The sequence below is a fragment of the Streptococcus sp. 263_SSPC genome, assembly GCF_001071995.1.
Lineage (GTDB): Bacteria > Bacillota > Bacilli > Lactobacillales > Aerococcaceae > Granulicatella.
Genome location: NZ_JVNU01000049.1, coordinates 19,587 through 45,371 on the forward strand (window position 1 = coordinate 19,587; position 25,785 = coordinate 45,371).

Genomic DNA, 25,785 nt, shown 5'->3' on the forward strand with positions numbered 1-25,785 from the left:
GATAGATTGGAGAAATAAATTTATGACAACACATGCACCATTTAGAGTAGACCACGTAGGAAGTTTCTTACGTCCGAAAGACTTAGTAGAAGCACGCGCAAAATTTGCAAACGGCGAAATCACACGCGAAGAATTAACAGCTGTAGAAGATAAAGAAATCCGCGAACTTGTTAAAAAACAAATCGCTGCTGGATTAAAAGGCGTTACAGACGGAGAATTCCGCCGCGCTTATTGGCACCTTGACTTCTTCTGGGGATTCAATGGTGTGGAACATACAGTTGGTGAACATGGTTATAAATTTAATGGTATCGAAACAAAAGCCGATACTGCAACATTAACAGCTCCAATCGATGGTCATAGCCATCCATTCGTAGAACATTTCAAATTCTTACGTGACTTGGTGAAAGACGAAGATGTGATTGTGAAATTCACAATCCCTTCTCCATCACAATTCTATTTCGAATTAATTCGTACACCTGAACACATTGCAGCGTGGAAAACAGTTTATCCAACTGAAAAAGAGCTTTTCGAAGCGATTAAAAACGCATATGTGGATGTCATTACAGACTTATACAACGAAGGACTTCGCACAATTCAATTTGACGACTGTACATGGGGCGCTTTAGCAGATGATGGTTTTTCAAAACGTTTCAACGACAGCCGTCCATTAGAAGAAGTTCGTCGTGACTTTGCAGGTCGTGCATTACAATTGAACAACTCAGTGATTGATGCATTACCAAAAGACTTAGCAGTGAATACACACGTTTGCCGCGGAAACTTCCACTCTACTTGGATTTCTCAAGGAGGATACGAAAAAGTAGAAGATGAATTATTAGCAGGCGAACACGTAAATGCGTACTACTTAGAATACGATACAGACCGTGCTGGCGACTTCAAGCCTCTTGCAAAAGTTGGTAACGAGAAGAAAGTTGTTCTTGGTCTATTAACTTCAAAATTTGCAGACCTAGAAGACAAAGATGAAGTCATCGCTCGTATTAAAGAAGCAAGCCAATATGTGCCACTTGAAAACTTATACTTAAGTACTCAATGTGGATTTGCTTCAACAGAAGAAGGAAACGTGATTAAAGAAGAAAATCAATGGAAGAAAATTGCATTGATTTCAGAAATCGCCCGTGAGGTTTGGGGAGAATAAGCCTCACACTAAAAAATAAATCAAAAGGCTGTGGGGAGAATGACTATTGAACCACAGCCTTCCCCTATTCAGAAAGGAAGTGTCATTATGACAGCATTTCAACAACAATTAGAACAAGCATTCAAAACATTAAAACAAGCAAAATGGGTGAACTTAAGCCATCAAATCGATGCGAATAGCCCTCACTTCCCTGCTCTACCAGCATTGGAACAAAAAGATTTATTTACATTAAAAGATGGATTCCACGTACAACAATTATCAGTGGTGACACAATACGGTACACATATCGACCCACCTTGCCACTTCTATGAAGGCGGACGTTTCCTTGATGAAATCGAGTTAAAAGATTTATTATTACCACTCTACGTCATCGACCGTTCAAAAGAAGTAGCCAAAAATCCTAACTTCGAATTAACAAAAGCAGACGTTTTAGCATTCGAAGAAGAATACGGACAAATCCAGCCTGGTGCCTTTGTCGCATTCCGTAGCGACTGGTCACATCGCTGGCCAGACCAAGACGCGGTTCGTAATTTAGACGAAAACGACGTGCAACATACACCAGGTTGGGCAAAAGATGCGCTTGAATTCTTAATTCACGAACGTCATGTGAAAGCTGTAGGTCACGAAACATTAGATACAGACTCAGGCGTTCACGCTGCTGCACATGGTTTAACAAACGAATATTACTTATTAAGCCAAGATATCTTCCAAGTGGAAGTATTAGCGAACCTTGACCAAGTTCCAGCAGTAGGTGCTGTGATTTCAATCTCATACCCTAACTGGAACCATACTCCAGGGTCACCTGTTCGCGCTATTGCGTATTTACCAGAAGCTGAATAAACGAAAAGAGGAAAACATATGTCAAATCACGAAAACTGTAGCTGTTGTCAAAAAGCACCATTTAGACTCGATCACGTAGGAAGTTTCTTACGTCCAGAACGTCTTAAAGAAGCCCGTGCGAAATTTAATGCCGGAGAAATCACTGCCGAAGAACTCGAACGCGTTGAAAACGAAGAAATCGTTGCTTTAATCGAGAAAGAAAAAGAACTCGGCCTCAAATCTGTCACTGATGGTGAATTCCGTCGTGCATTCTGGCACTTAGATTTCTTAGAAAACTTAGATGGGGTTGAACTTGTCGAAGTAGACCACTTCTCTGTTCAATTCAAAGATAAGGATGTGAAGCCAAAAACATTACGTATCGTTGGTAAAGTAGATTTTTCAGAAAACCATCCATTCGTAAAACACTTCAAATTCTTAAAAGAGCACGCTGGTGATACACCGGTAAAACTAACAATTCCTTCACCAAGTATGTTGCATTTGATTACGCAAGTTCGTGAGAAAAACTATGTGCCAATTGAGCGCTATAAAGACAATGAGGCCCTCTTCTATGATGATGTGGTCGAAGCATACCGTAAGGCGTTGCAATGCTTCTACGACTTAGGATGCCGCAATATTCAATTAGATGACACTAGCTGGGGTGAGTTCTGTGCGTTAGACAAACGTGAAGCGTACGAAGCGCGTGGATTTGACCTTGAAAAAATCGCTCGAGACTATGTGGATGTGATTAACCGTGTGATTGAATGGAAACCAGAAGATTTAGTGGTGAACATGCATATTTGCCGTGGAAACTTCCGCTCAACATGGTTCTCAAGCGGTGGTTATGAACCAGTTGCGAAGACGCTATTCGGTCATTGCCGTGTGGATGGATTCTTCTTGGAATATGATAGTGACCGCGCTGGAGACTTTACTCCTCTTCGCTATATTAAAGACCAAAAAGTCGTTCTTGGTTTGATTACGTCTAAATCAGGGGACCTAGAAGATAAAGATGAAGTCATTGCTCGTATTAAAGAAGCAAGTCAGTACGTTTCTCTTGAACAACTATGCCTCAGCCCTCAATGTGGATTCTCTTCTACAGAAGAAGGTAATATCTTAACGATTGAAGCGCAATGGGATAAATTAAAACTCATCGACGAAATCGTTCATGAAGTTTGGGGATAAAATTAAAAAAATAATAGCTCCTACAGTTTTTGTCTGTAGGAGCTATTTTTGTTGATTTCATCGCATTTATCGCTTCTTTTTCTTAAAACGAATCTCTAAATCATACCCATTTTTACTCGCAATTTTTTGAAGATGTGCGAGCGTCGGATTATAATTTGCTTTTTCGAGCCGAGAGAGATTTCCTTGCGTCATACCGGCGTTTCTAGCGAATTCTGTTTGCGTCAGTCCAGAGTCCCTCCGAAGTCTGATCATCGCTAAAGCATTTTTCTGAAGAAAATATTCTGCTTCAAAATCATCCCTAAAAGTCTCATATTTCCCGTCAAGACGGTCAAAAAGCCGCTTTAAATAATCCACCATTTTCTCTTTCTCCCCCTAATTCCTTTATAAGCCAATTGTAACATATATACTACATATCAGATATGATATATCGACACTTTTTTTCCTACTCACAAATTTTCCTGAGCACCTCTGCAGCGCGGATTTCTGTTGCATTCTATAGCTTTGTTTGCTATAATGATTGAACGTGAGTATTAGAAATGATACTCTCCTTGCTTGCTGAAAATTCAGTAGGCCAAAAGTCCATAAGGAGGTGACAGTCAATGAGTCAAACATCAAAATACGAGATTTTATATATTATCCGTCCAAACATCGATGAAGCTGCTAAAGCTGAATTGGTTGCAAGATTTGATGCTGTTTTAACAGACAACGGTGCAGTTGTTGTTGAATCAAAAGACTGGGCGAAACGTCGTTTTGCATACGAAATTAAAGATTTCCAAGAAGGTATCTATCACTTAGTGAACATCACTGCTGAAGATGCTACTGCAATCGATGAATTCGACCGTTTAGCGAAAATCAACAATGACATCTTACGTCACATGATCGTTAAATTAGAAGCATAATTGTTTATTATAAGTAAACATAAATCTTGAAAGGAGTAAGAATTAAATGATTAATAATGTTGTATTAGTTGGACGCTTAACACGTGCCGTTGATTTACGTTATACTTCAAACGGAACTGCTTATGCGAGCTTCACTGTTGCAATTGATCGTCGTTACCAAAACCAAAACGGTGAACGTGAAACAGACTTTATCAATTGCGTAATGTGGCGTAAAGCTGCAGAAAACTTTGCGAATTTCACTCGTAAAGGCTCACTAGTAGGAATTGAAGGACGTATTCAAACTCGTAGCTATGATAACCAACAAGGCCAAAAAGTTTATGTAACTGAAGTGCTAGCTGAGAACTTCTCATTGTTAGAATCACGTAACGTTACTGAACAACGCCCTGCTAACGATCAAAGCTCACAAGGCGGATTCCAACAAAATCAATCAAATAACTTTAATCAGTTTAATACTCCTACTTCATCATTCGGTGGTGGAATGTCTGACCCATTCTTAAGCAATGGAGAGACAATCAACATTTCAGATGATGATTTACCATTCTAAAGTTTAAAAGGAGGATACCATAATGGCTCAACAACGTAGAGGTGGCGGTCAACGCCGTCGTAAAAAAGTTTGCTACTTCTGTGCAAACCACATCGACTACATTGATTACAAAGATGTAGATTTATTAAAACGTTACATTTCTGAAAAAGGTAAAATCTTACCACGTCGTGTAACAGGTACTTGTGCTAAACACCAACGTACTTTAACTGTTGCAATCAAACGTGCTCGTATCATGGGATTATTACCATTCACAACAGTTGACTAATAATAAATGAATAAAAGGATTGAGAATTTCTCAATCCTTTTTTGTTTTATTCAATTACTCTTTTTATATAGTACCTATTACCTTTTTAGAGAAAACACAAATAACAGATTACTGACTATTCATTATTTAGATTACGGAGTGTCATTTTATCTGTTATATATTTGGATACATAAAATTGAATGTTTCACGTGAAACATTCGAGTGAAAAATAAACCTTTAAAATGTTTCACGTGAAACATTTGTACTCTACCCTGACGTTAAATTGTTTCACGTGAAACAATTTTAGAGAACTGACGAGGGACCAAAACTGTGGTAAAATAAGGTATATAGAAAGAAGGTGCAAGAATGAAGAAAAGCCTAAAAGAACGTATTAAGGCTTTACCGACATTTCTTAAAAGTGAAACAATGAAAAAATACGGATTCTCATTTATAGCCATCATTCTCTGTATGCTGATTGTGGCATACGTAATGAATATATGGATGGGACTTATCCTTACTTTATTTGTTATTTTATTAGGAACACTCCTCTATTCGTTCGCAAATTACATTATTCAAGAAACAAATCATTATGTAACGAATCTATCGTACAAAATCAATAAAGGTTCGCAAGATGCCTCCATTAAGATGCCGATTGGTATGCTTTTACTAGATGATAATGGTGAAATTCAATGGATTAACCCTTATTTACAAAAGTATTTTAAACGCAAAGAATTATTAGGGTTCAAACTTGAAGTTATCGATCCAGATTTAGCGAATATCGTTAGAAATCTTGATGATGAGAAGGATAATGTGGTGCATTGGAAAGATAAATACTTCCAAATAGTCTACCATAACGATATTGGAATGCTCTATATGATGGATATTACGGAATATGCGTTAATTAAAGAGACTTATTTAGATGAAAGACCGGTATTTGGACAAATATTCGTTGATAACTTTGCAGAAGTTTCTCAATCGTTAAGCGACCGTAAGAAGTCTAACTTGAATAACTTCGTAACGAATCAGCTTATAAGCTGGGCAAATCATAATAATATCTATTTAAAACGTGTTAGTTCAGATCGATTTGTCGCTTTTTTAGATAAAAAGATCCTTTCAAGTCTTGAAAAAACAAAATTTGAGATTATTGACCGTGTTCGTGAGACAACTGCTCAACAAAATACCCCACTAACCGTAAGTATGGGGTTCTCATATGCGGATGATACTCAAGAAGAGATGGATTATGGTGCAATTGCTAAATTTGCGCAAGATAACCTTGATTTAGCCTTAGGACGAGGCGGTGACCAAGTCGTTGTCCGTTCTAAAAACGAAGAAACACGCTTCTACGGTGGTAAGAGCAACCCGTTAGAGAAACGTACAAGAGTGCGTTCTCGCATGGTTTCTCAAGCATTAGAAAACCTTATTGCAGAAGCGGATCAAGTAATGGTGATGGGACATCAATATCCAGATATGGACTGTATTGGTGGATGTTTAGGTATTCGAAGAATTGCTAAAATGCACGGTAAAACCTCATGGACTGTCACAAATCCAGAGCAATATTCGCATGATATCAAGAAATTGATGGAAGTGATCAAAGATAATGAACGCCTCTACTCTTCTATCGTAAATCCAGAAATGGCAGAAGCCTTAATGACTGAAAATACATTAGTGATTATTGTCGATGTAAGCAAGCCTTCTCTATGCGCTGCCCCATCGATTGTTAAAAAGGCCAATAAATTAGTCATTATCGACCATCACCGTCGTGGAGAGGAATTCCCTGAAAATCCTGACTTGGTTTATATTGAACCGTATGCTTCATCTGTCGGTGAATTGATTACAGAGTTGCTAGAATATCAATCTGAAGATGCTGAGAAACTTCAGCCAATCGAAGCAACAACCTTACTTGCTGGTATTATTGTAGATACGCGTAATTTCACGCTTCGTACAGGGTCTCGTACCTTTGATACGGCTAGCTACCTGAAATCTGTTGGTGCGGATACAATTCTGATCCAACGCTTATTAAAAGAAAATGTAGATACGTACTTAATGCGTTCACATCTACTGAACTCGCTCGAAATGCTTCCTAATAATGTCGGAATTGTTCACGGTGAAGAAAATACCGTATATCCGACTGTCGTGGCTGCACAAACGGCCGATATGATGTTGTCGATGGAAAATATCGATGCTTCATTTGTTGTTACAAAACGTAATGACGGTCGTGTTGGAATTAGTGCCCGTAGTTTAGGAAATAAAAACGTACAACGCGTGATGGAAAAAATGGGTGGCGGCGGACATTTATCAAATGCTGCAACTCAGTTATCCGATATCACGATTGAAGAAGCAATCCGCCAATTAATTCAAGTGATTGAAGAAATTGGTAGTGAAATTAACTTATAATTAGGAGGAAGAAACATGAAAGTAATTTTCTTGAAAGATGTAAAAGGTAAAGGAAAAAAAGGTGACGTTAAAAACGTTGCAGATGGATACGCACAAAACTTCCTAATCAAAAATGGTTTAGCCAAAGAAGCAAATGCCGCAAACTTAGCGACTTTATCAGGTCAAAAGAAAGCGGAAGAAAAACATAATGCTGAATTATTAGCAAAAGCCGAAGAAATTAAAGAGTTCTTAGAACGTGAAGATACAGTCGTAACGATTAAAGCAAAAGCAGGGGAAGATGGCCGTCTATTCGGAGCTATACCAGCGAAACAAATCGCTGAAGAATTCAACAAGAAATTCAATGTTGAATTAGATCGTCGTAAATTCGAATTAGCAGCACCAATTCGTGCGTTAGGATACACTCGAGTTCCTGTTAAATTACACCATGATGTATCAGCGATTATGACTGTGAATATCGTTGCTCAATAATAAGAATTACTAAGGATTTTCCCGTTGTGGAGAATCCTATTTCTTTTGAACATAAACATGTGATACAATTCACAAAGTCGCAAACAAACATTCCAGTTTCCATGCTAGAAAAGACTCAATCTTCTGTTTTATTACAGCGTTTTATGATACAATGAAACTGTATTTTTATGGTTATTTTTAGTAGAAAGGGTGTTTGAATGGAAGAACTATATCCAAATTTAGTTCCACCACAAAATATTGAGGCAGAAGAAGCCGTTCTTGGGTCTATTCTTCTTGCAAGTGACTCGATTATTTCGGTTATGGAATTTTTGACACCGGAAGATTTTTATCGTGTTTCTCATCAATTAATTTTTGCGGCAATGATTGAATTAAATCAAAAAAATATCGATATTGACGCAATCACCGTTTCAGAGATTTTAAGACAAAAGAATCAAATGGAGAATATTGGTGGAGAAGTAACGTTAATCGAACTTCTTGATAAAGTGCCAACAGCAGCCAACGTAGAGTACTATACACAAATCGTTTTAGAAAAATCTACGCGCCGTAAATTAATTAAAACTTCGACAAATATTGTAAAAAATGCTTACCAAGAGGATGAACCGATTGCTAACGTCTTGGATAATGCTGAGAAGGATATTCTTTCAGTATCGGAAGGACGTAATAAGGCTGGCTTCATTCCAATTAGCTCAGTTCTTCGTACCGCTTATGAAAGCTTAGAAGAGCGTGCAAAAAACAATGGTGAAGTTACAGGGATAGCGACAGGATATATCGGTTTAGACAGAATGACGTCAGGGCTACATGCGGATGAGTTAATCATCTTAGCGGCTCGTCCATCTGTTGGTAAAACGGCCTTTGTATTGAATATTGCAAAGAACGTTGCCGTGAACCTGAACGAAACGGTAGCCATCTTCAGTCTTGAAATGGGTGCTGAGTCCCTAGTAGAGCGTATTATCTGCTCTCATGCCAGCATTAACGCAGGGCATTTGAAGACAGGTAAGTTAACGCCTGAAGAATATACACAATATTTCGTTGCGACCGGAGCATTATCTGAAGCACCAATTTTTATTGATGATACTCCAGGGATTCGTGTTGCTGAGATCCGTGCAAAATGTCGTCGCTTAAAACAAGAGCGTAATAATCTTGGATTAATCGTCATCGACTACTTGCAGTTGATTGAAGGAAACGGAAAAGAGAGTCGTCAACAAGAGGTTTCTGAAATCTCTCGTAACTTAAAGAAATTAGCGAAGGAATTAAAAGTTCCCGTTATCGCACTTTCGCAATTATCGCGTGGTGTGGAACAACGTCAAGATAAACGACCAATCATGTCAGATATTCGTGAATCTGGATCTATCGAGCAGGATGCCGATATCGTAGCATTCTTATATCGTGATGATTACTATCGTCAAGAGCCAGATGAGAATGGACATGTGCCAGAAGTGGAACCAAATAGTACCATTGAAGTCATTATCGAGAAAAACCGTAGCGGTCCTCGTGGAACGGTTGAATTGAACTTCATGAAAGAATTTAATAAATTTACAAATCTTGTGCCGGATGGAGTCGAGCAAAACGCTCCAATGGCCTAATCACAGACATTTAAATGAATAATACAAAGAAGAGGTGCGTCAAATGTCATCAGTAGTAGTAGTAGGAACACAATGGGGAGACGAAGGTAAAGGAAAAATTACAGACTTCCTTAGTGAAAACGCAGAAGTCATTGCCCGCTATCAAGGGGGAGACAATGCAGGACATACGATTCAATTCAATGGAGTGACTTATAAACTTCACTTAATTCCATCAGGGATTTTTTCACCAGAAAAAATCAGCGTGATCGGGAATGGGGTTGTATTGAATCCAAAATCTCTAATCACAGAACTTGCGTATTTACACGAAAGAAATGTGACTACTGATAACTTACGTATTTCAGACCGTGCGCATGTCATCTTGCCATACCACATTCGTTTAGACCAATTACAAGAAGAAGCTAAAGGCGACAACAAAATTGGAACAACGAATAAAGGGATTGGACCTTGCTACATGGATAAAGCAGCGCGTGTTGGGATTCGTGTGGCAGATTTACTAGACCGTGAAGTATTTGCGGAACGTCTAAGAATCAACTTAGCTGAAAAGAATCGTCTCTTTACTAAGATGTACGATGCAGAACCAATCGAGTTTGATGACATTTTCGAAGAGTACTACGAATATGGTCAACAAATGAAGAAATACGTTTGCGACACTTCTGTGATTTTAAATGACGCACTAGACAATGGCAAACGCGTATTATTCGAAGGTGCCCAAGGTGTTATGTTGGATATCGACCAAGGAACATATCCATTCGTAACTTCTTCTAACCCAGTTGCTGGTGGGGTTACTATCGGTAGCGGTGTTGGACCTTCAAAAATTGATAAAGTCGTTGGGGTATGTAAAGCGTACACTTCTCGTGTAGGGGATGGACCTTTCCCAACAGAATTATTCGATGAAATCGGCTCACGTATTCGTGAAGTCGGACGTGAATACGGTACAACAACTGGACGTCCAAGACGTGTTGGTTGGTTCGATAGCGTTGTAATGCGCCACTCTAAACGTGTATCAGGTATTACAAACTTAAGCTTAAACAGTATTGACGTATTAACTGGTTTAGAAACAGTGAAAATCTGTGTGGCTTACCGTAAACCAAATGGAGAAGAAATTTCTCACTACCCAGCAAGCCTAGTAGAACTAGCACAATGCGAACCTGTGTATGAAGAATTACCAGGTTGGAACGAAGACATTACAGGATGCCGTTCACTTGAAGAGCTTCCTGAAAATACACGTAACTATGTTCGCCGTATTTCAGAATTAGTCGGCGTACGTATTTCTACATTCAGCGTAGGACCAGATAGAGAACAAACCAACATTTTAGAAAGTGTTTGGGCATAAAAAAAGTAATAGAGTAAAGGAGGATTTATATGAAAAAAATCCTAGTTGTAGATGATGAGAAGCCAATCTCAGACATCGTCAAGTTTAGTCTTACAAAAGAGGGCTTTGAAGTAATAACAGCCTTTGACGGTGAAGAGGGTCTGGTGGCTTTCAATGAAAAAAATCCAGATTTAGTTATTTTAGACTTAATGTTACCGAAAATTGATGGCTTAGAAGTGTGCCGTGAAATCCGTAAAACAAGCAATGTCCCAATTATCATGGTGACAGCAAAAGACTCTGAAATCGATAAAGTTTTAGGGTTAGAACTTGGAGCCGATGACTATGTGACAAAACCTTTCTCAAACCGTGAGTTAATCGCGCGTGTGAAAGCAAACTTACGTCGTCAACAATTAGCTCCAGCAGAAGCCGAAGAAGAAAAAACAGCTAACGAAATCGTATTAGGCTCACTCATTATCCATGAAGATGCTTATGTGGTTTCAAAACGTGGCGAAGAAATCGAATTAACGCACCGTGAGTTTGAATTACTTCATTACTTAGCAAAACATATCGGACAAGTCATCACACGTGAGCACCTATTGCAAACGGTATGGGGATATGATTACTTCGGAGATGTGCGTACAGTGGACGTTACGGTACGTCGCTTACGTGAAAAAATCGAAGATACACCGAGTCACCCAACATGGATTATGACTCGTCGTGGGGTAGGTTACTACATTAAGACCCCAGATCAAGAAAAAGAAGCTTAAGATTGAAATGCGCTTTTCCTTGCCACCTGATCTACCGGCAAGAAAAGCGTATTTTTCTAAAAAGTAGAGGGGAAAATGACTCATGAAGAAAATGAAACGATTCTTTCGTTCCATTCAATTTAAGATTCCGATGCTGTTCATCTTGCTCTTAGTCATCTCGCTGCAACTCATTGTCGCGAACTTCTTAACGCAACTAGAGTCGCAAATGATTTCCAACTTCCAAGAACAAATCCAACTGCAAGTAGGGTTCTTGAAGAATAACGTGCAGCCGATTTTGGCAAAAGATGCGACCGATGAAGCGAAGATGTCTGAAATTTCGCAATTACTACAAGATTATCCAACAGGGAATAGTATTGTCGAAATTCGCATCATGGACATGCAAGGATATATTTTGGGAACAACCAACCAAACGCAACAATCTGTTGTAGGAACGCGTTCAACAGAAGCGGACGTTCAACAAGTCGTTGTGTCGAATACCGTGCAAAGCTATAACTTCACGGAAGGCGAAACGCGTTATTGGAAATACGTTTCACCGATTGACCCAGTGAGTACTGCTTCAGGAAATCCGGTTGGGATTATTTCGGTAACATCGAATATTGAATCGCGTTATACGCAAGTCAAAGATATCGGGGTTATCTTTATTAGTTCTTCTATCTTTGTCATTATTTTGGCGATTGTGATTACCGTGATGATTTCACAAGGGATTACGCGTCCAATCGCAGAGATGAAGCAACAAACTGAGCAGATCGCTGAAGGAAACTATACGGGTGAAGTGATGATTTACGGGGATGACGAGCTTGGTCAATTAGGGCAAGCCATTAACGACCTCTCTGTGAAGATTAAAGAAGCACAAGAAGGAACCGAAGCGGAGCGGCAAAGGTTGGATAGTGTCCTACGTCATATGAGTGACGGGGTAATTGCGACCGACCGTCGTGGACGTATTGTGATTATCAATGCGGCTGCGTTAGATATTCTAAACTTACGTAGCGAACGAATTGTCGGGACACCACTATTAGATGTATTAAGACTCGACCGTACTGTTACGTTTAGGGATTTACTTGAGTCTCAAGAAGAACGTATGATTACGTTTGAAGAAGATGGCGAAGATACCATCGTGCAATGTGAGTTCTCAGTCATCCAGCGTGAATCTGGATTTATTAGCGGTCTTGTCTGCGTATTAACAGACGTTACTGAACAAGAGAAAATCGACCGCGAACGTCGTAATTTCGTATCGAACGTTTCCCACGAATTACGTACCCCACTAACAAGTATTAAGAGTTATACAGAAGCGTTAGTGGATGGGGCATGGGAAAATAAAGAAATTGCGCCAGAATTCTTACATGTTATCGAAACTGAAACGGACCGTATGATGCGTATGATCACGGACTTACTCAACTTATCGCGTATGGACCAAAACCGTCTCGAGCTCGATAAGGAATTCGTGAATATGAATGAGTTGGTAAAACATATTGCCAACCGTTTCGATATGGTGCTTTCGAGTGACCAATATCGTGAAAAGAATTATCGTATTTTAACGGATATCACACAACGAGATTTATGGGTAGAAATTGACCAAGATAAAATTACCCAAGTGCTGGATAATATTATCAATAATGCGATTAAATATTCTCCAGACGGGGGTCGTATTATCATTCGTCTGATGGAAACTCATACCGATTTAATCGTGAGTGTAAGCGACGAAGGGTTGGGGATTCCACGTAAGGATATTCCACACTTATTCGACCGTTTCTACCGTGTGGATAAGGCTCGTTCCAGAGCAATGGGTGGTAGTGGTCTTGGACTGGCTATCGCGAAAGAAGTCGTTCAATTACACGGTGGAAAAATTTGGGTGAACAGTATTGAAAACAAAGGATCAACCTTCTTTGTTTCTCTACCATATGTTCCATTTGAAGAGGACGGTGAATGGGATGAATTTTAAACGTTATCGAGCAATGCTAACGGCGCTCTTTGTATTAATGGCCATTAGCTTTGTGTTTACGTATCTCATCGTAGTACGTCCGGTTGATTTCTTTACGAATCAAAAGAAAAATAACAACAATGTAGCCACACAACAAGATACAGGTGTAAAAGTTCGTGCAACCTATTCGATGGAGGATGTCTTTAGACCCACTCGTTTAGTATTAACGAATAAAAACAAATACGAAATGACAAGTAGCGCTTCAATTATGAAAGAAGTGAACAGTCATTTAAATAAACGATTTACGAATTTAACGCGTCTGGAAACGATGGATGAGACTACTTATGAAAATCTCGTTCTTCGAGAAGCGGGCATTGAAATTCTATTTGATGGATTACATTCGTTTGGCATTGTGAGTCGCTACTTCGATGCAAATAATGAGGACCTAAGTAATGAGCGTTTCTCACGAATTGTGATTCGTACCGACGATCCTCATACAGCATACTTCGTTAACGATGAGAATAAGCAACTCTTCAGTGCAAAAATTGATGAGAGTCTAAAAACAGAACTTGAAGCATTATATGCGGATAGTGACTTCTATGAAGTCGAATCGTATCGTGGAAAGACAAAACAATTCTTTGTCGAACAAGATAACTTGAAGGTGGAACAATCGGCCTACTTAATCGAACAAATTCCGATGAGTTTCTACATTACTCAATTGTTTAGTAACCAATCAGAAATTCGTACACGTGGAGACGGAAAGACGGTTGTGTACAATGATAACTTGTCGCAATTGAAATTGGACCGTACAACGAATGTGGTAACCTTCTTCGAAAACCGTTCAGGAGAAGAAACGCTAATGTATACGAATAACTTAACGCAAACTTTCAATCAGATGAAACGTCTTGGTGGTTGGCAATTAGGTGTGAGTCTATTCTCAGTGGATTTAAACAATAATATTGTCGATTTTGTCCGTTATGTCGATTCGTATCCTATCTTATCGAGCGGAAAAGAAGGATTTACGCAAATTAAAGCCAACACGAATGGCATCGAAAAAATGAGAACCTCATCGCTAATCGCACAAACACCTTTACCAACGAAAAGTAAGAAGGTAACGGTTGTTGGTGGGAAGACGATCGTCACTGAAATGTTGAACGAAGGCTTCGTCATGAATGAGATTGAAGATATTCGAATCGGCTATTCATGGACGATTAGTAGCGAAAGTGTGCAAATCGTTGAATTTACGCCAACGTGGTACATTAAAAAGAATGGAACCTGGAAGACGCTTGCTGAACTAAAAGCAGAGAAGCATCAGACAGAATCAGTCAATGGACCGCAAACAACGGGAGGTGACGCAGATGGATTTTAAGAGAAGTGCAGTCGTCCTCATCGTCTGCTTCTTTATCCTCGATTTATTCCTATTCGGATTAGTATGGCAAAAACGATCTGATGTGAAAAATCCGTTGAATACAAGTATTAACGTCATCGACCAAATGAAGCAAGATGGAATTACATTACCAACGCTGAATGCGACAGTAGAATCTGTCCCAATTATTCAAGTGACACCGCAATCTACAGATGGCAAATTGTCTAGTTTACCAAATCAAGTTGTAACGTTAGATAAAAATATAATTAATGGCCAATTTGTGACGCCAATTCAATTAGACTTAAGCGGATCTGTATCTGCGGATAGTTTTGCGGATTTAACCAAAATAGTCGAAAATAATCAAGTAGCTTTCGGAAATCAATACACGTGGTCGTCCTATAATCCGACAACCCGTAAAGTAGTCTATACGCAAAAAGCCGACAAGCTAACGATTATGGATGGTTCGAGCCAGATTATTTTCACGATTAATGCTAATGACCAAGTCGTGAGCTACGAACAGACTTATGCTGGAAGCGTGCAAGTACTTGGGAAAGAACGTGAATTGATTACGGCTCAAAAAGCGGTTGAGATTCTCTACTTAGCAGGACGAATTTCATCGAAGGCAACTGTTCAATCGGTGAAATTATCTTATTATCAATCGCTAGTGCTGAAAGATTTTTCAATTTACTCACCGGCGTGGTATATTGAAATACGTCAATCGGATGGACAGTTAATCGCCCGTCGTGTGGATGCCATCCATGGAACGGTTCTAGCCAATGAAACGCTAGAAACAACAAATACGCAAACACAGCGTACAACAACAAGTAATACAACAACAACGCAAAGTGTACAACAACAATAAGAAGGGATAAAACATGCAAGAACAAGGTTTGAAAGTGAGTTTACTCGCGAGTGGTAGCTCGGGAAATGCTACTTACATCGAAACGCCAAAACAAAAAATATTAGTGGACTGTGGACTCACTGGTAAAGCCATTACTGCGCAAATGGAGAAGATTGATCGCTCCATTTCAGATGTGGATGCCATTCTCGTTACCCACGAACATTCTGACCACATTAAAGGGATTGGGGTTATCGCTCGTAAGTACGGGATTCCAATCTATGCCAATGAAAAAACATGGCAAGCCATGGCTGGAAAGATTGGGAAAGTCGCTCTCGAACAACAGGAAATCTTCAATACTGGAGACACGCTTACGTTTGGAGACTTAGATGTTATGAGTTTTGCGGTATCGCATGATGCGGCAGCTCCTCAATTTTATAGTTTCCAACGTGAAGGCAAGCAGTTCGTGATGCTGACAGACACGGGTTATGTGAGCGATAAGTTAAGAGGCTTGTTGAAAAATGCTGATGCGTACCTCATCGAAAGTAATCATGATTTAGAGATGCTTCGAATGGGACCATATGCTTGGCATTTGAAACAACGTATCTTAAGCGACAAGGGTCACTTATCGAATGATGATGGCGCGCTTGCGATGTGTGAAATGATGGGTGACCGCACGAAACGAATTTATCTAGGACACTTAAGTCAAGATAATAATATGAAGGAAATTGCCTATCAAACAGCCGAAAGCATCTTCCAAACGCATGGCAAAGGCGTTCATCAGGCGTTCGAGCTCTATCATACGGATCCGTATGAACCTACAAAGTTATTTACTGTTTAAAAACTTAGCAAGTTTGAAAGAGTTTTTTAAGTACTCTATAAGCTTTATTTCATATAAATTTCACATGAAAAAATTATTGTATATTTACAAACGAGAGGAGTGAGCAGATGTCACAAGAACAATTACAAAGAAAAAAATCATCGAAAGCTTTTAAAAATGGCTTTATCGGCGGATTATTGGGAGGAGCAGTCGCTGTTGCCGGAGGAGTTGGAATTATGGCCGTAACAAATCCAGCAAACCAAGCAAAAACACCTGCTACACAGCCCTCACAAACACAAGTGGAAACAACAAAAACATCCACAGCCACAAAAGGTGGAACAGAAATCACTAAAGTGGTTGCTGAAGTAAAGAACGCGGTTGTTTCAGTGATTAACAAACAATCAACTTCAAGAAATAACTTATACGGCACACAACAAACCGGAGGAGAATTAGCTACTGCGTCTGAAGGTAGTGGGGTCATTTATAAAAATGAGGGTGGATATGCCTATATCGTGACGAACTATCACGTTATTGCGAAATCACAAGAGTTAGAAGTTCTTTTAGCAGACGGGACACGTGAGAAAGCTGAGCTTGTTGGTAGTGACCAATGGACAGACTTAGCGGTGATTCGTATTGCTAATACAAATGTTTCAACTGTCGCTGAATTTGCAAATTCTGATGAGGTTGAAGTTGGGCAAACCGCGATTGCGATTGGTTCTCCTCTTGGAAGTGAATTCGCAACAAGTGTAACGCAAGGAATCGTGTCAGCAACTAACCGTGCTGTTGCCACAGACGTTGATGGTGATGGACAAGAAGACTGGGTCGTAACGGCTATTCAAACAGATGCAGCGATTAACCCAGGGAACTCAGGTGGTGCGTTAATTAATAGCGCTGGCCAAGTCATCGGAATCAACTCAATGAAGATTTCTAAGTCGTCTGTTGAAGGGATGGGATTTGCAATTCCAAGTAACGAAGTTGTTTCGATTATTAAACAACTCGAAACGGACGGGAAAATTACACGTCCAGCTCTTGGAATTTCAATGGTAAACTTATCAAGTGTGAATGAACGAGTAATCGAGCAATTGAATTTACCACGAGATGTGAAGAACGGAGTCGTTATTGCAGAAGTCATGGCGAAAGGTAGTGCAAAAGCTGCGGGACTACAAGCCTACGATGTCATCGTTGAAATGGATGGACAAAAGATTGAAGGTATTCAAAACTTACGTAAAGTTCTTTACAGCCATAAAGTTGGCGATAAGCTTGAAGTAACATACTATAGAAATGGACAAAAACAAACAACAACGATTTCTCTAACAGAAACGAACAGTCCAAGTTTATAACAATAACGAACAAGGAGTCGGATAGCGAAGTAGTGCTATTCGACTTTTTTTTGTGTATTTCCACAAGGTTATCCACAAAAATGTGGATAAGTCTGTGGAAAACTGTGGGTTTACCCCCTTGTCAAGTCTGTGAAGTGGAAAATCGGTGTTGAAAATGGATAGGCTAAAAATGGCTTAATTATCGGATTTTATTGAAAAAAGTTATTCACATGATAAAATTTTATTGTGGATAACTTTGGTGACCAATTGCTAAAAACGTTGATATAATAGTGTTTTGGTATACACAAAAAGTGTGTGGATAACTGTGGATAACTCGCATATTTCCACCTTTTAGAAATATAACAATTAGATAACAAATAAAAAAATTGAATCAATATCTAGTGTTTTTCATAAAAAAAGCCCAAAATTTAGGGGCGAACATGTGTACATGTGGATAACTTTGTGGATAACTGTGGATAAAGGGATAAAACAAGCAATTTTTTCCAAAAAAAGGTAAGATAATTTGTGAAATGAGGGGATCAAATGAATATCACAATTGTGAGTGTAGGAAAACTGAAAGAAAAATATTTAAAACAAGGGATCGATGAATACGCGAAACGTTTAGGCAGCTACTGCAAGTTCCAGGTTGTGGAAGTACCGGATGAGAAAGCTCCTGAGAATTTAAGCGATAAAGAGATGGAACAAGTGCTCGAAAAAGAGGGCGAGCGTATCCTTTCTAAAATTAAAGATGGAGATGTCGTTGTAGCGATGGCGATTGAAGGTGACTTAGTGAGTTCAGAACAACTCGCAAAAGAGATGGATACCTTCGCGCTTCATGGGAAGAGTTCAATGGTCTTTGTCATCGGCGGCTCTCTTGGGTTGAGTCCGGCCGTGAAAAAACGTGCCGACCGCAAGATCTCATTTGGCCGTATTACGTTGCCGCATCAATTGATGAGACTCGTTCTAACTGAGCAAATTTACCGTGCATTCCGTATTAATGCCGGACATGCATATCATAAATAAGTAAAGATTCTCATAGAAAAAGTGAAAAGAAAGTGCAAAATGAAAATTGTATTTTCATAGTATTTTCATAATGTGCCTCTATACTTTAGTTATTCCCAAAGAGAATATTTATCCTCCCAAATAAATATTTCTAATCCTTTTTTCCACCGGCTACGTGTCGGTGGTTTTTTATTTTGTATAGATATAAATTGACTATCCTTTTGACTTTCTATTATGATTAATTTATCAAGAGTATAATCTTTTTGTTATTAGTAACTTATCTTCTTTTAGAAGATGATACGAATGGATGTAGAAGTTAAAACTATTGTTTAAGGATTAGACGAATTATAAGAGCTTCTTGAAGTTGCTAAAGAAAAAGACAACCTTCAAGAAGCTCTAGATAAGATTTCCAAATCAAAAATTAAAATTGATTTTGAATCCATTCCGCGCCAGCGTGATTAAGCATTTCTTGCCAAGACGAGAACTTGGTATGTGCGGAAACAAATTTATCCAAATCATTAGAGTTGATAGACTCAATGTTTGAAAAGTCAAAAGAACTAGTATCTGCAAACTCTTGAGCAGTTTGGAATTGAGTATACTTCCTTATGAAATTAGAATTTAATAATTCATCCAGTGGAACATTTCCACTTAGACTTTCTAATTTCTTATCTAGTTCTTTAAAATCAAATTTTATTTTCATAAAATCACCCCCTTCCCCCAATTCCGATTACAGAACTGAAAGAGGGTTACAACAATATGAAAATGAGTGAAATAAGAGGTTAGAACAGGGAAAAATCACAACTCGAGTAGCGATTGTCAGAATTGCTGTTGCAATATCAAAAGAAGCTAGAGAGTGGTACAAAGCCACAAAAAAAGAAAAACGACAAAACCCAAACCGCAAAAGAAGGATATGACGTTTTTCAAGAGGGGAAGGATAACTTCCCTCCCCTCGATTATATATTAAGTAGAAAAAGGAAATCAAGATGAAACATATAATTATTATTATCGTAGTTGCTTTGATCGTATGGTATTCAGGAGGAAACAAGAATGACAATTAAATGGGAAGTATTAAATACAGAAGATTAGGAGAACACTATGTTAAAAGCGGATGAATACAAAATAAAATGGTTATTTGAGAATTACTCAGGATATCGGATTGCAAAAGAAAGTGGTGTTTCACAACCGCTCATTGCAAGGCTAATCAACGGAACTAGAGAATTGAAAAACGTTTCGTTTGAAACAGCAAGCAAATTAAATCAATGTGCAGAAAGACTTATAAAAGATGACTTTAAAGATAAATAGTAAAAGCAGGGACTCTGCTCCCTGCTTTTTGACTATCCTTTTTATTTTATAGAAATAAATGTTTATTAAATAAATAAGGTAGTCATCATTATGACTACCTTTATGAGTGTTAAACTCTATACTTTGAATCAGGATTTATTTCTAAATCCATCATATGGGAGTAAATCCCTCTGTAAGCTCATATTAGCATTAACATAGATGAGTTTCAACTTTAGTAGACAAGTTGCATTAGCTCAGCGCCCAGGATATAAAATATTTAGACGAATAATTCTATCTTTACTAATGGTTTGTATATATGAAATAGAACGGGCTTTTTAACGATATCGTTAAAAAAGGATTGATTGAAGAAAATCTCCGTACTATACTAGAATCATGGAGAAGTACCCAAGAGGCTGAAGGGGTCGCACTCGAAATGCGATAGGTCGTGAAAGCGGCGCGGGAGTTCAAATCTCCTCTTCTCCTTACTTTTACGGAGAACAAAATAGTGGAGGCGGAAACAATATGACAAAAGTGAAATTAAATCTGAACCAAACACACTGTTGCGGTATTTATTCTGATAAGACGGTGTACAGTTTTACAGCTGATAGTTATCCAGAGTTGTTTTACCTTCTTCAAAGACGTGGACTTATTGAGTCTTTTATCGATGGGGATTTTATTGTTTATGACGAATTAAGACAATATTCAGATCTTCCGCCTTATCAAAAGTTGACTGAAGATGAATTAGAAGCGATTGATTTCGATGCGATTATTCAAAATCTCAGTACGGATGAACTGAAAGCAGTCATCGAGAAGTTCTTTGAATATCGCTTTGAATGTGAGTTTCAAGAAGTAGACGAATAAATAAATGTATAAATGAAAAAGCTGACGGCTCATTTGAGCTGTCAGCTTTTGTAGTTTCTATAGTGTATTCTTAGCGAATAACTTCCTCAGTTTCTTTGTCGAAGAAGTGAGATTTGTTTAAGTCGAATGCTAATTCAACTGTTTCGCCTGGGTTGTGGAAGTCACGAGCATCCACTTTAGATACGAATTCAGTATCGTCCACACGAGTGTAGAGCATTGTTTCTGCACCAAGTAATTCTGATACGACAACTTCTGCTTTCACTGAAGATGATGGGTAAGTATCGATAGCGATTTGAGCACTTTCGATATCTTCTGGACGGATACCGAAGATTAATTCTTTTCCGTTGTAACCTTTGTCTTCAAGAAGTTTTCTCTTCGCTTCAGGTAATTGTAATGATAAACCTTTACCATTTGAAATCACGCCATCTTGCAATGTTACATTGAAGAAGTTCATTGCTGGTGATCCGATGAATCCAGCTACGAATACGTTGTTAGGAGTGTTGTACACTTCTTGTGGTGAACCGATTTGTTGTACGATACCATCTTTCATGATAACGATACGGTCAGCCATTGTCATCGCTTCTGTTTGGTCGTGAGTTACGTAAATTGTTGTTGTTTCTAAACGACGGTGTAATTTCGCAATTTCAGCACGCATCGCAACACGTAATTTAGCATCTAAGTTAGAAAGAGGTTCGTCCATTAAGAATACTTTCGCATCACGAACGATCGCACGTCCTAAAGCCACACGTTGACGTTGACCACCAGATAAAGCAGCTGGTTTACGTTCTAAGTATTGAGCTAAACCTAAGATTTCAGCAGCGTTTTTAACACGTTTGTCAATTTCAGCTTTGTCGTATTTACGTAATTTCAAACCGAATGCCATGTTGTCATATACGCTCATGTGAGGATATAGGGCATAGTTTTGGAATACCATCGCGATATCACGATCTTTTGGAGCTACGTCGTTCATTACAACGTCGCCGATTTTTAATTCCCCTTCAGAAATATCTTCAAGACCAGCGATCATACGAAGAGTTGTTGATTTACCGCATCCAGAAGGTCCTACGAATACGATGAATTCGCGATCTTTGATGTGTAAGTTAAAGTCTGTTACGGAATAGTTTTCCGCGTTGTCATATTTTTTGTAAATATGGTTTAATTGCATTTCTACCATTAGGATTTCCCCCTATAATTTGTTTTACAGTAACAGTTTACGTTTTTTTGAGGAAAAGAGATAGGGGAAGGTTGCACAAAAACGCTTGTAAAAATTGTGCACTTTGCCCAAAAAGCATCTCTTATTTTTAAGATTTGGACGTAACTTATAATAAAGAAGTAAAAAAGTATTGAGATGGATGCAACACGTGGCAAACAATGTTATGATAGGGGTTAGAAACTTACATGAAAAAGGTGATGAAATGGAAAGAAAACGTGGATTTGAAATTGTATCTGCTTATGAAGGAAAAGGAATCACTGTTCCAAAACGTTCAACAAAACATTCAGCAGGATATGACTTCGAAGCTGCCGAAGATATCGTTTTACCAAGCATTTGGAAAATGATTTTTAAATTTGCAGCCACTCAATTAAAACAATGGATTTATACAACCGATAAAGAAACAGTGGAAGCGGAACTTGCAAAAGAGCAAAAAGTGCTAAAACCAGTGCTTGTGCCAACAGGAATCAAGTCTTATATGCAAGAAGATGAGTACTTACAACTAGCAAACCGCTCAAGTAACCCATTGAAACACTTCCTTGTCTTACCAAACGGGGTAGGCGTTGTGGATAGTGACTACTATAACAACCCTGACAATGAAGGGCATATTTACTTCCAATTATTAAACTTCGGATTATTCGATAAAGAAATTAAAAAAGGAGATCGTATCGGCCAAGGAATTTTCCTACCGTTCTTAAAAGCGGATGCGGATGAAGAAAACGATATGAATGAACGTACAGGTGGTTTTGGTTCTTCTGGCGTTCGTTAGAAAGGAGCCAAAATGGCAAAAGCAACGACAAGTTTTGTATGTAGAGAGTGTGGATATAATTCACCGAAATATTTAGGAAAATGCCCAAACTGCGGCAATTGGTCTACGATGGAGGAATTCAAGGAAACAACCAGTAACGCGAAACGTCCTTCCTTAGTGCAACATTCAGAAGAAGTGCATAAGACCAAACCAATGCGTCTGGATCAAGTGGCGTATGAGAGAGTGAACCGTGTGAAGACATCGATTAGTGAGCTTGACCGCGTGCTCGGGGGTGGCGTGGTGCCAGGATCCTTAGTATTAATCGGTGGGGACCCTGGGATTGGGAAATCTACCTTATTATTACAAGTGTCTAGTGAACTCCAACAAACACAAGGCACAGTTCTCTATGTATCCGGAGAAGAAAGTGCGTCGCAAATTAAAATGCGTGCGGAACGTCTCGGGATGCAAGCAGACGGATTTTATATTTATGCTGAAACAAACTTAGAAGATATCGTTGCGCAAGTTGAAGCGTTGAAGCCGGACTACGTCATTATCGACTCGATTCAAACGATGACACATCCTCAGGCTAACGGGGTAGCCGGAAGTGTGTCTCATGTGCGTGAAGCGACAGCAACGTTGATGCGACTTGCGAAACTCAATCAAATTGCCATCTTTATCGTTGGTCACGTGACAAAAGAGGGTGCCTTGGCAGGGCCTCGTATGTTGGAACATATGGTGGATACCGTTCTGTATTTTGAAGGGGATAAACATCATAGTTTCCGTGTGCTTCGTTCCGTGAAAAATCGTTTCGGGTCTACCAACGAAATTGGGGTCTTCGAAATGCATCAAGAAGGGCTCAACGAGGTAACAAATCCTTCCGAAGTCTTCTTAGAAGAACGTCTGGCAGGCGCAACTGGTTCGGCAATCGTCGTGTCTCTTGAAGGAACTAGACCAATTTTAACCGAGGTGCAATGTTTACTATCACCAACGGCCTTTGGAAATGCCCGTCGTACCACAAGTGGGCTAGACTATAATCGTGTCGCGCTCTTGATGGCGGTACTTGAGAAACGTGCAGGTCTTCTATTACAAAACCAAGATGCTTACTTTAAATCAACAGGTGGTTTGAAACTGAACGAACCGGCAGTCGACTTAGCGATTGCGATGAGTATCGTTTCAAGTTACAAGGAAAAAGAAACGCAAATGGGTGATTGCTTTATCGGCGAAATCGGCTTAACCGGAGAAATTCGCAAAGTGAACCGTGTCTATGACCGTGTTCGCGAAGCCGAAAAGCTCGGATTCAAGCGTGTCTTTATTCCAAAAAATAATTTAGATGGATGGGAACTTCCAAAAAATATCGAAGTCGTTGGCGTATCTTCTGTCAAAGAAGCTATTTATAAAGCCTTCGGAAAAGAAAATTAGAAAGGAGAAATTTTATGGAACAACCTAAAAAATTTCGAGCATACGGAAGAAAGTTATTACAACTGATTTTCGTATTGCTCGGAGGGTCTTTAGGTGCAACGTACTTTCCAAGTCTATGGCAAGCGTTCAACATTACGAATGAATGGTTAACATCGCAAGTTACGAATATTTTGTTAGGTGCCATTATTTTATTCTTTATTTCATTTTTCGTAACGGATCCGATTTTAAAGGGCATTCGTAGACTTGAAAAACTCGTTAGCCAACTTTCTGTGAGCTATTTACTCTTTGGAATGATTGGTGCACTCATTGGGCTCTTAGTCGCATGGCTCGTTGGATTGCCATTTACAAACTTACAAATTCCAGCAATTACGCAATCTGTACCAATTGCCCTTAGCATTATCTTTGGGTATCTTGGATTTTATGTCGGAACGACGCGTCGGGAAGATATTCTAAAAGCATTTACGGCGACAAGAAAGAAAACGGAGGATTCTCCAGTGCTTGAACGTAAAGCAGGAGATAACTTCAGGAAATATAAACTGCTCGATACAAGCGTGATTATCGATGGACGTATTTACGATATCGCTAAAACAGGCTTTATCGAAGGGGTGCTGGTAATTCCAGTATTCGTACTGAATGAATTACAATATATCGCCGATAGCGCAGATAGCTTAAAACGCGTGAGAGGTCGCCGTGGATTAGATATTTTAAACGCTCTTCAAAAAGAAGAGAATATTAAAGTAGAAATTTACGATGGGGACTATGACGATATTAACGAAGTAGACCGCAAGTTGATTCGCTTGGCTAAGGCGATTGACGGTATTATTATCACGAATGACTTTAACTTAAATAAAGTGAGCGAGTTCCAAAATGTGCCGGTCTTTAATATTAATGCGTTAGCGCAAGCCATCAAGCCAGTTGTGATTCCAGGGGAAACCTTGAAGACGACGGTGGTTAAATCGGGAACGGAGCGCCAACAAGGGGTTGCGTACTTGGATGATGGTACGATGATTGTCGTGGAAGATGGACAATATTATATGAATCAAGAGATTGAAGTGGTCGTAACGAGCGCGCTTCAAACTGCAGCAGGTCGTATGATTTTCGCCAAACCACTGCATAGCCAAAAGAAAATTAAACAATAAAGTGCAAAATGATTACTTCGAATCCTTGCGGATTTGTTTATAATAACGGTAACGTTGCACCGGCTCGAGCCTAGTGTCTCTCGCCTAAAAAACTCAAAAAGGGAGTACGGAATAAATTCCGAACTCCCTTTAATTCGTCTTTTTTGCGAATCACGTTACTGTTATTATAAAATCCGCATGATTCTGCGTAATCATAGTGCTTATACTTAATTTTCTTTTGGACTGCATGAAATCAACGACTGCTGACAATTTGAAGAGAAAATAAAGAGGATGGACGAATTTCGTCCATCCTTTTTGTTATTCAATATCGATTTCAAATGGTTCGTCAATAGTTTCAGAGACGTATTTACCATCTTTCTTGCGTTGCTTCACGCATTCCGTTAATAAGTATTCGATTTGTCCATTGACTGATCTAAAATCATCTTCTGCCCATGATGCGATAGCAGCATATAATTTAGAAGACAGTCGTAATGGGATTTGTTTTTTCTTTAAATCAGCCATC

The 25,785-nt window shown here is 39.1% G+C and carries 26 protein-coding genes and 1 tRNA gene; 23 read left to right on the plus strand and 4 right to left on the minus strand.

What is annotated here, in order from left to right; translation table 11 throughout:
• Positions 1 to 22: 22 nt before the first annotated feature.
• From ADH02_RS07065 to ADH02_RS07075, 3 genes are all read left to right on the plus strand, one after another.
• Positions 23 to 1,153: a 5-methyltetrahydropteroyltriglutamate--homocysteine S-methyltransferase gene (locus tag ADH02_RS07065; protein WP_048783688.1), complete on the plus strand. Its 1,131-nt coding sequence runs from the start codon at positions 23 to 25 to the stop codon at positions 1,151 to 1,153.
• Between the two features lie 87 nt (positions 1,154 to 1,240).
• The gene (locus ADH02_RS07070; protein WP_048783691.1) at positions 1,241 to 1,993 is read left to right on the plus strand and encodes a cyclase family protein; all 753 of its coding nucleotides are present in this window, start codon (positions 1,241 to 1,243) and stop codon (positions 1,991 to 1,993) included.
• Positions 1,994 to 2,011: 18 nt separating this feature from the next.
• The gene (locus ADH02_RS07075) at positions 2,012 to 3,151 is read left to right on the plus strand and encodes a 5-methyltetrahydropteroyltriglutamate--homocysteine S-methyltransferase (protein ID WP_048783693.1); all 1,140 of its coding nucleotides are present in this window, start codon (positions 2,012 to 2,014) and stop codon (positions 3,149 to 3,151) included.
• A gap of 66 nt (positions 3,152 to 3,217) precedes the next feature.
• Here ADH02_RS07075 and ADH02_RS07080 read toward each other — a convergent pair whose 3' ends face one another.
• On the minus strand, positions 3,218 to 3,508 hold the full coding sequence (locus tag ADH02_RS07080; RefSeq protein WP_048783695.1) for a helix-turn-helix domain-containing protein: 291 nt from the start codon (positions 3,506 to 3,508) through the stop codon (positions 3,218 to 3,220).
• A 242-nt stretch (positions 3,509 to 3,750) separates the two neighbouring features.
• On the opposite strand from ADH02_RS07080, the gene rpsF reads away from it, so the two are divergent.
• The 14 genes from rpsF (at position 3,751) to rlmH (ending at position 18,646) form a co-directional block, all read left to right on the plus strand.
• On the plus strand, positions 3,751 to 4,050 hold the full coding sequence (gene rpsF, locus ADH02_RS07085; protein ID WP_048783697.1) for a 30S ribosomal protein S6: 300 nt from the start codon (positions 3,751 to 3,753) through the stop codon (positions 4,048 to 4,050).
• A 46-nt stretch (positions 4,051 to 4,096) separates the two neighbouring features.
• Positions 4,097 to 4,594, plus strand: coding sequence for a single-stranded DNA-binding protein (gene ssb, locus ADH02_RS07090; protein ID WP_048713754.1), 498 nt, complete (start codon positions 4,097 to 4,099; stop codon positions 4,592 to 4,594).
• A gap of 22 nt (positions 4,595 to 4,616) precedes the next feature.
• Complete coding sequence (gene rpsR, locus ADH02_RS07095; protein WP_048783699.1) at positions 4,617 to 4,859, plus strand: 30S ribosomal protein S18; 243 nt, start codon at positions 4,617 to 4,619, stop codon at positions 4,857 to 4,859.
• Positions 4,860 to 5,204: 345 nt separating this feature from the next.
• Positions 5,205 to 7,232 carry a DHH family phosphoesterase gene (locus ADH02_RS07100; protein ID WP_048783700.1) on the plus strand — a complete coding sequence of 676 codons (2,028 nt, stop codon included), beginning with the start codon at positions 5,205 to 5,207 and terminating at the stop codon, positions 7,230 to 7,232.
• 15 nt (positions 7,233 to 7,247) lie between these two features.
• Positions 7,248 to 7,700: a 50S ribosomal protein L9 gene (gene rplI, locus ADH02_RS07105; protein ID WP_048783702.1), complete on the plus strand. Its 453-nt coding sequence runs from the start codon at positions 7,248 to 7,250 to the stop codon at positions 7,698 to 7,700.
• A gap of 197 nt (positions 7,701 to 7,897) precedes the next feature.
• Positions 7,898 to 9,283, plus strand: a complete 1,386-nt coding sequence (gene dnaB / locus ADH02_RS07110; protein ID WP_048783703.1) for a replicative DNA helicase — start codon at positions 7,898 to 7,900, stop codon at positions 9,281 to 9,283.
• A 43-nt stretch (positions 9,284 to 9,326) separates the two neighbouring features.
• Positions 9,327 to 10,616 carry an adenylosuccinate synthase gene (locus tag ADH02_RS07115; RefSeq protein ID WP_048783705.1) on the plus strand — a complete coding sequence of 430 codons (1,290 nt, stop codon included), beginning with the start codon at positions 9,327 to 9,329 and terminating at the stop codon, positions 10,614 to 10,616.
• Positions 10,617 to 10,645: 29 nt separating this feature from the next.
• A complete protein-coding gene (yycF, locus tag ADH02_RS07120; RefSeq protein ID WP_048783710.1) occupies positions 10,646 to 11,362 on the plus strand; it encodes a response regulator YycF in 717 nt (238 codons plus the stop codon).
• Positions 11,363 to 11,444: 82 nt separating this feature from the next.
• A complete protein-coding gene (gene walK / locus ADH02_RS07125; RefSeq protein WP_048783712.1) occupies positions 11,445 to 13,301 on the plus strand; it encodes a cell wall metabolism sensor histidine kinase WalK in 1,857 nt (618 codons plus the stop codon).
• The gene (locus tag ADH02_RS07130; RefSeq protein WP_048783714.1) at positions 13,291 to 14,649 is read left to right on the plus strand and encodes a YycH family regulatory protein; all 1,359 of its coding nucleotides are present in this window, start codon (positions 13,291 to 13,293) and stop codon (positions 14,647 to 14,649) included. Before walK ends, ADH02_RS07130 begins: the two co-directional genes overlap by 11 nt.
• A complete protein-coding gene (locus ADH02_RS07135; protein ID WP_048783716.1) occupies positions 14,639 to 15,508 on the plus strand; it encodes a two-component system regulatory protein YycI in 870 nt (289 codons plus the stop codon). Before ADH02_RS07130 ends, ADH02_RS07135 begins: the two co-directional genes overlap by 11 nt.
• A gap of 13 nt (positions 15,509 to 15,521) precedes the next feature.
• Entirely contained in the window at positions 15,522 to 16,325 is an 804-nt protein-coding gene (locus ADH02_RS07140) for an MBL fold metallo-hydrolase (RefSeq protein ID WP_048783718.1), read from the plus strand.
• 107 nt (positions 16,326 to 16,432) lie between these two features.
• On the plus strand, positions 16,433 to 17,644 hold the full coding sequence (locus ADH02_RS07145; RefSeq protein WP_048783719.1) for a S1C family serine protease: 1,212 nt from the start codon (positions 16,433 to 16,435) through the stop codon (positions 17,642 to 17,644).
• 522 nt (positions 17,645 to 18,166) lie between these two features.
• On the plus strand, positions 18,167 to 18,646 hold the full coding sequence (gene rlmH / locus ADH02_RS07150; protein WP_048783722.1) for a 23S rRNA (pseudouridine(1915)-N(3))-methyltransferase RlmH: 480 nt from the start codon (positions 18,167 to 18,169) through the stop codon (positions 18,644 to 18,646).
• A 400-nt stretch (positions 18,647 to 19,046) separates the two neighbouring features.
• On the opposite strand, the gene ADH02_RS07155 is transcribed toward rlmH, so the two are convergent.
• On the minus strand, positions 19,047 to 19,325 hold the full coding sequence (locus ADH02_RS07155) for a hypothetical protein (RefSeq protein WP_048783724.1): 279 nt from the start codon (positions 19,323 to 19,325) through the stop codon (positions 19,047 to 19,049).
• A 395-nt stretch (positions 19,326 to 19,720) separates the two neighbouring features.
• Between ADH02_RS07155 and ADH02_RS07160 the strand changes: the two genes are divergently transcribed.
• The 3 genes from ADH02_RS07160 to ADH02_RS07170 all read left to right on the plus strand — a co-directional run bounded on the left by ADH02_RS07160 (position 19,721) and on the right by ADH02_RS07170 (position 20,767).
• The gene (locus ADH02_RS07160; protein ID WP_048783725.1) at positions 19,721 to 19,927 is read left to right on the plus strand and encodes a hypothetical protein; all 207 of its coding nucleotides are present in this window, start codon (positions 19,721 to 19,723) and stop codon (positions 19,925 to 19,927) included.
• Positions 19,928 to 20,301: 374 nt separating this feature from the next.
• A tRNA-Ser gene (locus ADH02_RS07165) sits at positions 20,302 to 20,389 on the plus strand.
• Positions 20,390 to 20,428: 39 nt separating this feature from the next.
• Complete coding sequence (locus ADH02_RS07170; protein WP_048783726.1) at positions 20,429 to 20,767, plus strand: hypothetical protein; 339 nt, start codon at positions 20,429 to 20,431, stop codon at positions 20,765 to 20,767.
• A gap of 70 nt (positions 20,768 to 20,837) precedes the next feature.
• Here the strand turns inward: ADH02_RS07170 and ADH02_RS07175 are convergent, their stop codons facing one another.
• Positions 20,838 to 21,941, minus strand: coding sequence for an ABC transporter ATP-binding protein (locus tag ADH02_RS07175; protein ID WP_048783727.1), 1,104 nt, complete (start codon positions 21,939 to 21,941; stop codon positions 20,838 to 20,840).
• Positions 21,942 to 22,182: 241 nt separating this feature from the next.
• Between ADH02_RS07175 and ADH02_RS07180 the strand changes: the two genes are divergently transcribed.
• From ADH02_RS07180 to ADH02_RS07190, 3 genes are read left to right on the plus strand one after another with little or no spacing between them, the layout of a single operon-like run.
• On the plus strand, positions 22,183 to 22,746 hold the full coding sequence (locus ADH02_RS07180; RefSeq protein WP_048783809.1) for a dUTP diphosphatase: 564 nt from the start codon (positions 22,183 to 22,185) through the stop codon (positions 22,744 to 22,746).
• Positions 22,747 to 22,758: 12 nt separating this feature from the next.
• Positions 22,759 to 24,144, plus strand: a complete 1,386-nt coding sequence (radA, locus tag ADH02_RS07185; protein WP_048783729.1) for a DNA repair protein RadA — start codon at positions 22,759 to 22,761, stop codon at positions 24,142 to 24,144.
• A gap of 14 nt (positions 24,145 to 24,158) precedes the next feature.
• Entirely contained in the window at positions 24,159 to 25,283 is a 1,125-nt protein-coding gene (locus ADH02_RS07190; RefSeq protein WP_048783730.1) for a PIN/TRAM domain-containing protein, read from the plus strand.
• 297 nt (positions 25,284 to 25,580) lie between these two features.
• Here ADH02_RS07190 and ADH02_RS07195 read toward each other — a convergent pair whose 3' ends face one another.
• A complete protein-coding gene (locus tag ADH02_RS07195) occupies positions 25,581 to 25,784 on the minus strand; it encodes a hypothetical protein (protein WP_005608052.1) in 204 nt (67 codons plus the stop codon).
• Position 25,785 lies beyond the last annotated feature (1 nt).

Bases quoted from the DNA above. Each gene is read 5' to 3' on its own strand.
- yycF (WP_048783710.1), top strand. From the start codon at position 10,646: ATGAAAAAAATCCTAGTTGTAGATGATGAGAAGCCAATCTCAGACATC.
- ADH02_RS07155 (WP_048783724.1), bottom strand. From the start codon at position 19,325: ATGAAAATAAAATTTGATTTTAAAGAACTAGATAAGAAATTAGAAAGT.
- ADH02_RS07145 (WP_048783719.1), top strand. From the start codon at position 16,433: ATGTCACAAGAACAATTACAAAGAAAAAAATCATCGAAAGCTTTTAAA.
- ADH02_RS07080 (WP_048783695.1), bottom strand. From the start codon at position 3,508: ATGGTGGATTATTTAAAGCGGCTTTTTGACCGTCTTGACGGGAAATAT.
- rplI (WP_048783702.1), top strand. From the start codon at position 7,248: ATGAAAGTAATTTTCTTGAAAGATGTAAAAGGTAAAGGAAAAAAAGGT.
- ADH02_RS07175 (WP_048783727.1), bottom strand. From the start codon at position 21,941: ATGGTAGAAATGCAATTAAACCATATTTACAAAAAATATGACAACGCG.
- rpsF (WP_048783697.1), top strand. From the start codon at position 3,751: ATGAGTCAAACATCAAAATACGAGATTTTATATATTATCCGTCCAAAC.
- ssb (WP_048713754.1), top strand. From the start codon at position 4,097: ATGATTAATAATGTTGTATTAGTTGGACGCTTAACACGTGCCGTTGAT.
- ADH02_RS07065 (WP_048783688.1), top strand. From the start codon at position 23: ATGACAACACATGCACCATTTAGAGTAGACCACGTAGGAAGTTTCTTA.
- ADH02_RS07170 (WP_048783726.1), top strand. From the start codon at position 20,429: ATGACAAAAGTGAAATTAAATCTGAACCAAACACACTGTTGCGGTATT.
- walK (WP_048783712.1), top strand. From the start codon at position 11,445: ATGAAGAAAATGAAACGATTCTTTCGTTCCATTCAATTTAAGATTCCG.
- ADH02_RS07195 (WP_005608052.1), bottom strand. From the start codon at position 25,784: ATGGCTGATTTAAAGAAAAAACAAATCCCATTACGACTGTCTTCTAAA.
- radA (WP_048783729.1), top strand. From the start codon at position 22,759: ATGGCAAAAGCAACGACAAGTTTTGTATGTAGAGAGTGTGGATATAAT.
- ADH02_RS07140 (WP_048783718.1), top strand. From the start codon at position 15,522: ATGCAAGAACAAGGTTTGAAAGTGAGTTTACTCGCGAGTGGTAGCTCG.
- ADH02_RS07115 (WP_048783705.1), top strand. From the start codon at position 9,327: ATGTCATCAGTAGTAGTAGTAGGAACACAATGGGGAGACGAAGGTAAA.
- ADH02_RS07190 (WP_048783730.1), top strand. From the start codon at position 24,159: ATGGAACAACCTAAAAAATTTCGAGCATACGGAAGAAAGTTATTACAA.
- ADH02_RS07075 (WP_048783693.1), top strand. From the start codon at position 2,012: ATGTCAAATCACGAAAACTGTAGCTGTTGTCAAAAAGCACCATTTAGA.
- ADH02_RS07135 (WP_048783716.1), top strand. From the start codon at position 14,639: ATGGATTTTAAGAGAAGTGCAGTCGTCCTCATCGTCTGCTTCTTTATC.
- ADH02_RS07070 (WP_048783691.1), top strand. From the start codon at position 1,241: ATGACAGCATTTCAACAACAATTAGAACAAGCATTCAAAACATTAAAA.
- rpsR (WP_048783699.1), top strand. From the start codon at position 4,617: ATGGCTCAACAACGTAGAGGTGGCGGTCAACGCCGTCGTAAAAAAGTT.
- ADH02_RS07100 (WP_048783700.1), top strand. From the start codon at position 5,205: ATGAAGAAAAGCCTAAAAGAACGTATTAAGGCTTTACCGACATTTCTT.
- rlmH (WP_048783722.1), top strand. From the start codon at position 18,167: ATGAATATCACAATTGTGAGTGTAGGAAAACTGAAAGAAAAATATTTA.
- dnaB (WP_048783703.1), top strand. From the start codon at position 7,898: ATGGAAGAACTATATCCAAATTTAGTTCCACCACAAAATATTGAGGCA.
- ADH02_RS07160 (WP_048783725.1), top strand. From the start codon at position 19,721: ATGTTAAAAGCGGATGAATACAAAATAAAATGGTTATTTGAGAATTAC.
- ADH02_RS07130 (WP_048783714.1), top strand. From the start codon at position 13,291: ATGAATTTTAAACGTTATCGAGCAATGCTAACGGCGCTCTTTGTATTA.
- ADH02_RS07180 (WP_048783809.1), top strand. From the start codon at position 22,183: ATGGAAAGAAAACGTGGATTTGAAATTGTATCTGCTTATGAAGGAAAA.